The organism is Flavobacterium sp. (assembly GCF_044361065.1).
Lineage (GTDB): Bacteria > Bacteroidota > Bacteroidia > Flavobacteriales > Flavobacteriaceae > Flavobacterium.
Genome location: NZ_JBIKJI010000114.1, coordinates 1 through 7,137 on the forward strand (window position 1 = coordinate 1; position 7,137 = coordinate 7,137).

General features: G+C 31.7%; 6 protein-coding genes. 1 reads left to right on the forward strand and 5 read right to left on the reverse strand.

Going from position 1 to position 7,137, the window contains the following annotated elements:
* Window positions 1-1,823 (forward strand): carboxy terminal-processing peptidase (locus ACIQ11_RS07620; RefSeq protein ID WP_396154072.1); only part of this gene is annotated, 1,823 nt, incomplete at its 5' end.
* Between the two features lie 66 nt (window positions 1,824-1,889).
* Here the strand turns inward: ACIQ11_RS07620 and rodA are convergent.
* From rodA to ACIQ11_RS07645, 5 genes are all read right to left on the reverse strand, one after another.
* Window positions 1,890-3,146 carry a rod shape-determining protein RodA gene (gene rodA, locus ACIQ11_RS07625; protein WP_396154073.1) on the reverse strand — a complete coding sequence of 419 codons (1,257 nt, stop codon included), beginning with the start codon at window positions 3,144-3,146 and terminating at the stop codon, window positions 1,890-1,892.
* 191 nt (window positions 3,147-3,337) lie between these two features.
* Window positions 3,338-5,290 carry a peptidoglycan D,D-transpeptidase FtsI family protein gene (locus ACIQ11_RS07630; RefSeq protein WP_396154074.1) on the reverse strand — a complete coding sequence of 651 codons (1,953 nt, stop codon included), beginning with the start codon at window positions 5,288-5,290 and terminating at the stop codon, window positions 3,338-3,340.
* Complete coding sequence (locus tag ACIQ11_RS07635) at window positions 5,287-5,793, reverse strand: rod shape-determining protein MreD (RefSeq protein WP_396154075.1); 507 nt, start codon at window positions 5,791-5,793, stop codon at window positions 5,287-5,289. The genes ACIQ11_RS07630 and ACIQ11_RS07635 overlap by 4 nt, the downstream gene beginning before the upstream one ends.
* A 2-nt stretch (window positions 5,794-5,795) precedes the next feature.
* Complete coding sequence (gene mreC / locus ACIQ11_RS07640; RefSeq protein ID WP_353079502.1) at window positions 5,796-6,629, reverse strand: rod shape-determining protein MreC; 834 nt, start codon at window positions 6,627-6,629, stop codon at window positions 5,796-5,798.
* Between the two features lie 11 nt (window positions 6,630-6,640).
* Window positions 6,641-7,137 (reverse strand): rod shape-determining protein (locus ACIQ11_RS07645; RefSeq protein WP_396154076.1); only part of this gene is annotated, 497 nt, incomplete at its 5' end.

The following is a 7,137-nucleotide window of genomic DNA, read 5'->3' on the forward strand; positions in this document are numbered from 1 at the left end:
TTCTTTCAAAACCTTTGGATTTAAATGACAATGAAACCATCAATGTAGATTATGAAAAACTGCCGTATGCTGCGACTATGAAAGATTTAGATCAGCGTTGGAGAAAGCAATTAGAACTTGCCGTTTTGAGTGATATTACAGATAAAGAAGACATTCAAAATGCTATAAATTCTGGAATTTTAGATGAATCGAGTGCTGCTAAAGAGGAAAAACCGGCTGAAAAAACCGAACCAAAATCATTTGAAGAATTAGAAATCACGGCAAGAAAAACTACAGAAAGTAATTTGAATAATAATTTTAGTTTCATTGCCGAGTTAACACGTGAAGACTGGTTTACGGTTTATATCAATGCAATTGTAACGCAATACGACCCACATACGTATTATTTTTCTCCTGAAGATAAAGAAAAATTCGATGTAAGTATGAGTGGAAAATATGAAGGAATTGGTGCGCGTTTACAAAAGAAAAATGAAGGCATTGAAGTGTCAGAACTAATAAGTGGAGGTCCTGCTTGGCGAGGAAAATTATTAGAACAAGGAGATATTATTATTAAAGTTGCTCAAGCTAACGAGGAACCAATAGATATTGCTGGAATGCGCTTAGATGATGTGATTAAAAAAATAAAAGGACCTAAAGGGACTTTGGTAAAACTTACTGTTAAAAAAGTAGATGGTACGGTAAAAGTAGTGCCAATTATAAGAAATGAAGTAGAAACGGAAGAGACATTTGCTAAATCTTCTGTAGTTAATAAAGACGGGAAGTTATTTGGGGTGATATATTTACCGAAATTTTATCAGTCTTTTGAAAACAAATTAAACAGAGATGCTTTTAAAGATGTAGCCATTGAAGTGGAAAGATTAAAAGCTATGAACGTTGAGGGTATTGTAATGGATTTACGTGACAATGGAGGAGGTTCATTAGAAACGGTAGTTAAAATGACAGGTTTATTTATTGATAAAGGTCCTGTGGTTCAAGTAAAACCAGCTGGTGGTAAGGCTCAAATTTTACCAGATTCAGATCCTAAAGTTCAATGGGATGGCCCTTTAGTAGTAATGATTAATAATTATTCAGCTTCAGCTTCAGAAATATTTGCAGCTGCAATTCAGGATTATAATAGAGGAATTATTATTGGAAGTAAACAATCATACGGAAAAGGAACAGTTCAGAATGTATTTGAATTAAACGAGTTTGTTCGTGGAAATCAATATGGCGATTTAGGTGCTTTAAAAACTACCACTCAGAAATTTTACAGAGTTAATGGTGGTTCTACACAATTAGAAGGTGTGAAAAGTGATATTATAATGCCAGATCGTTTTAGTTTTATGGAAACAGGTGAAAAAGATGAAAAAAGTGCTTTACCTTGGGATAAAATTGAGCCAGCGATTTATACACCTTTAGATCTAAACTTTGAAAAAGTAATTGCAAATAGTAAAAAAAGAATTGCGACTAATGATAACTTTAATTTAATTTCTGAAAATGCAAAATGGATTAATGATAGAAAAGAAGACAATTCTATAAGTTTAAATTATGCTGCGTATAAAAAAGAAATTGCCGATATTGAATCGCAAACTAAAAAATTCAAGAGTCTTGAAAAATATAAAAACAACCTTAATTTTACTTCGTTACCCTACGAATTAGAATTGATGGCGAATGACGAATTACTTAAAGAGAAACGTGAAAGATGGCACGCGGAATTAGTTAAAGATATTTATATGACTGAGACCTTAAATGTACTTACTGATTTAACCGTTTTAGATATAAACAAATCTGTTGTTAAAACTAAAAAAGATAAAAAAGTAAAAGAAAAATTAGCTTCAAAATAGTTTAAAGATTTATAATAAGAAAGCCATTCAATTTGAATGGCTTTCTTATTATGTTATAAACGAATGTTACCACTCATTAACTTTATTCGCATCTAATTTTATAAAAATAAATAGCATAATGGTAAACGCCCATAAACTGGAACCACCATAGGAGAAAAAGGGTAGTGGTACTCCAATAGTTGGGAACAATCGTATAAGCATAGCGATATTTACAAAAAAGTGGGTAAATAAATACGTGGCGACACAATAGCCATACACTCTACTAAATCTTGTTTTTTGTCGTTCTGCTAGGAATAATATTCGTAAAAATAAACTTACAAATAATCCAATTACTATTACATTACCTACAAAACCCCATTCTTCACCTACTGTGGTAAAAATATAATCGGTGTGTTGTTCTGGTACGAAACCACCTTTTGTCTGAGTGCCTTCTAAATAGCCTTTGCCAAAAAATCCACCTGAACCAATGGCAATCATAGATTGATTTAAATTGTATCCTTCAGCTTTCATATTTACATCTTTTCCTAAAAGCACATTAATACGATCTTTTTGGTGAGGTTCTAAAACTTTATCATATACATAACTAACCGAAAAGGAAAAAAGTGAAATTGCGATAAAAATTAATCCGTAAACAATAGGATTCCGAGAAATCAGTCGATTAAATATAAAATGAATCACCATAAATATTCCAATAAATGAAATTAAATATATGGGTTTAATGATAAGCGCTAAAAGGAAAGTAGCGATTGAAATGGCTCCAGTCCATAAATACCAACCTGGTAATCCTTCTCTAAATAAAACAAAAATTAAGGATAAAAAAATCATTGCACTTCCAGTATCGGGTTGTAATAAAATGAGTATTACGGGAAGCCCAATAATAGCAAAAGCAATATATTGAAAGTTCTTTTTGGCTAAATTTACTTGCGCATCGCTCAAATATTTAGATAAAAGCAAGGCTACAGCGGTTTTTACAAACTCGGAAGGCTGAAAACCAAATCCTCCAAATTGGTACCAGTTGGTTTGTCCTTTTTTACTTACTCCAAAAACGAATAAACCTAAAAGTAGTGCAATTCCAATTCCATAAAACACAGGAGAAAATCGTTCAAATACTTTAGAATCTATAAATAAAATCGAAAATATTATGGGTATAGAAATAAGCATAAAAATCATTTGTCTTCCATAATTCAGGCTAAAATCAAATGTGTATTCTTGATTTGCAGGAACCGTTACGGAATAAATAGTCATCCATCCAAAAACAACGAGTATGAAGTACAAAAAAATGCTTATCCAATCGATGGAATTACTTATATCTTGGTTTTTCATTTGACTTAATTTTCCTTTTTTATTTTTGAATTTTAGATATAATATTTTAATGATTACTTTCTGCTCAACGAAGTTTCTAACTTCGTGGTGTTGGTGAAAGTTCTCCGAACTTTAGTATTCGGTTCGAGACCGAAAAACACATCCTAGAAGTCAGGAGACTTCTAGGAGCGGAGGATGTTAAAAATAAAAAATTATTTTTTCTTTTCTGCTTCTTTTTTCTTCTTTTCTGCGTCCGTTTCTTTTTTCGATTTTAATTTCATTCGAAGCGAATCAGCACTATTTAATTTTGGTTTGTGTATTGAATCTTTACTCGGATATAATTTTCGATATTGATAATTTAAATTCCCTTCTAACATTCGTTTTTCTAAATCTTTTCGAGTAATTTTCTTGTTTAAATATTTTTCAATCATCAAAGTAGCTATAGGCCCAGCCCAAGTGTTTCCAAAATGTCCATTTTCTACAATCACTGCAATGGCAATTTTCGGGCGAATTCTTGGTGCAAAAGCTACAAACTCTGAGTGGTCTTCAAGCTGAACGCGTTTTCCATTTATTTTGGCAAAATTTTCAGCAGTACCCGTTTTTCCACAAATTTCTAATCCATCAACTCCTAATCCAAAAGCAGTTCCTTTATTGTATACATCAAATAAACCATTTACAACTGGATCAAAGTATTTTCTGTTAATTGTTGTGACGTGTTTGGTGGTGTATTTTGAATCAATTTTTTTGCCTTTTATATTTTTGATGATATGAGGAGTAAAATAGTAACCTCTATTTGCAATAGTCGCCATCATATTTGCCAATTGAATAGGTGTCATAGAAACTTCCCCTTGACCAATTGAATTTGAAATAATAGTAGTAGAACGCCATCCGCCATTGGGATAAAAATGCTCATAAAATTTAGAAGTTGGAATATGTCCTTTTCTACCAGGAGGTAAATCATAACCCATAAAGTTTCCTAAACCAAAACTTTTTAAGTGATTAGCCCAAGCATCAACTCCATCTTTTGGTCTTTTATATTTTTCAATTGTGCGCTTGTAAACATTTGCAAAATAGGTGTTACAAGATTTGTAAATACCAAAATTTAATTGCACTACACCACCTGGACAGTGACATCGCATAAATGCACCACGCCCATAAGAAAATCCGTGGCTACACGTAAATGACGTTTGGGTGTCAATTACACCTTCTTGTAATCCTACTAAACCGGTAAGAATTTTAAAAGGAGACCCAGGAGGAAATTCACCCAATAATCCTCTGTCAAATAAAGGTTTAGCAATGGAATCATTGTATAATTTTGTATAGTTTTTTGAACGTTGTCTACCTACCAACAAAGCAGGATCATAAGATGGAGCGGTAACTAAAGCTAGAATTTCACCCGTACTTGGTTCTATAGCTACAATTCCACCGCGCTTATTTATCATTAATTCTTCGCCATATTTTTGCAATTCTCCATCTATAGAAAGGGTCACGTCGCTACCTTGTTTGGCAATTGTGTCAAATTTCCCTTCTTTGTATGAGCCAATTTCTCTATTGTGTTTGTCTTTTAGAATATATTTTACTCCTTTTACACCCCGTAAAATTTCTTCATAAGCTTCTTCAACTCCTTGACGACCAATTAAATCACCACTTTTATAATAAGGATTATCTTTAATTATTGCATCATTTACTTGTGTAATAAATCCAAAAATATTGGCACCATGAATGGTTTGATATTCTCTTAAAGAACGTTTTTGAATATAAAAACCATTGTATTTTCTTATTTTTTCTTGAAATCCAGCAAATTCCGTTTTATTTAATTGTGAAAGAAAAAGAGAAGGTAATCTTGGACTATAAATTTTTGCTTTTTCTATTTTTTCTATAAATTCTTCTTTAGTGATTTGAAGAATAGTACAAAATTCAAGAGTGTCAATTTCTTTCACCTCTTTTGGAACAACCATAATGTCATATGACGGCTGATTGGCAACTAAAAGTTTACCGTTTCTATCGTAAATATAACCACGTTCTGGAAAATCGAATTTTATTTTAATGGCATTGTTTTCCGATTTTATTTTTAGGGTATCATCAATAATTTGTAAATAAAAAAGACGAACCAATAACAGGATAGATGATATAATGATAAGGGTTGGTAATAAAGTCTTTCTCATCGTTTATTAGGTTTAATCAAGTAAATACTAATAATACAAATTGCAAATGTGAAAATAGTGCTCAGAATTGTTCTCGTGATGATTTCAAAAAACAAATCGAATCGATATAATTCTAAACTAAAAAGTATTAAATGATGAAAAACAATTGCAGACATAATAAACGTAAATCGGTCTACAGATAGTTTATCAGCTATTCTGATGGTTTGGTATTCGTAACTTAAACCGAATGCAAACTTTAAGAAGAAAGGTCTAAAATAGGCTAAAAGTAATGAAGCAGTTGCGTGTACACCTCCGCTATCACAAAATAAATCCATAATTAATCCCAAACAAAAACTTGCGGCTAAAAAACCAGATTTATTAGAGTTAATTGGATATAAAATTATAAAAAGCACATACAAATAAGGATTAATCCAACCGCCTAATTTCACTTGTTCAAGCACAACAATTTGTATTGTTAGCAAAACAATAAAACGGATTAAATTTAAAATGAAGTTACTGTTCATTATTACTTAGTTGGATCTTTTTCTGTTGCTTCTTCCAGCGCTTCTTTTTCTTTTTTCTTTTTATTTTCAATAACGTACACATAGCCAAGGGACGTCATATCGTTGAAAAGTCTTACATTGATAACAAATTTGTTACTGGTTTTTTCGGCAAAAATTTGTTCGATTTTTCCAATTGGAATGTTTTCAGGAAATATCGCAGATTGCGCTCCAGTTACAATAGTATCGCCTTTTTTTAATGTGGCAAGTTTTGGCACATCAATAAGTTGTACATATCCAGCATTTTTCCCATCCCAGGTTATAGAACCAAAATGATCAGAATTTTTTATCTTTCCGTTTAATGGGTTTTTAGTATGAAGAATACTGATTACTGTAGCAAAGTTTTTTGATGTTTTTTCAATAATTCCAACCACACCTTTATCGCTAATCACAGCCATATCGGTTTTCAGACCTTCAAAAGAACCTTTACTTAACGTTAAAAAGTTTTCTTGTTTGGTGTAAGAATTTTTTATCACTTTTGCTTGTCTCACAACAAAATCCGATAAAATATTCGGTACTACAATTTTACTTTCTAAAATTGTGTCTTTTTTGTTGAATAAAATTTCTTTTAACCGTGCGTTTTCTCTAGCTAAATCTTCATTTTTTTGTTGCAGTCCAAAATATTCTTTAACGCTATTTATTTGGCTATACGTGTAACCTGAAAATGCGTTAGAAGAATTAATATACTGACTTCTATGATAAGAATGTGATTTAATTGTAAGCGTTAATGAAATACCCAAAAGCAGCAAAAACAGCAATTTATAGCTGTTTTTTATAAGAAAAATTATAATTTGCTGCATGTATTACGTGCTTATTTAATTAAGATATTTTTGTACTTCGCTAAGTTTTTAAGCGTCATTCCAGTTCCTCTTACAACGGCTCTTAATGGATCTTCGGCGATATAAACAGGTAAATCTGTTTTCAATGAAATTCGTTTATCTAAACCTCTTAACATAGAACCTCCACCGGCTAAATAAATACCTGTGTTGTAAATATCTGCGGCTAATTCTGGTGGTGTTTGAGATAACGTTTCCATAATAGCATCTTCAATTCTTTGAATAGATTTATCTAATGCTTTAGCAATTTCTCTGTAAGAAACGTCAACTTGTTTTGGTTTCCCAGTTAACAAATCTCGTCCTTGAACCGACATATCTTCAGGAGGACTTTCTAAGTCTTCAATCGCAGCGCCAATTTGTATTTTAATTTTTTCTGCAGTAGTTTCTCCTACAAATAAATTGTGTTGCGTTCTCATATAGTAAATGATGTCGTTCGTAAACACGTCACCAGCAATTTTTACAGATTTATCAC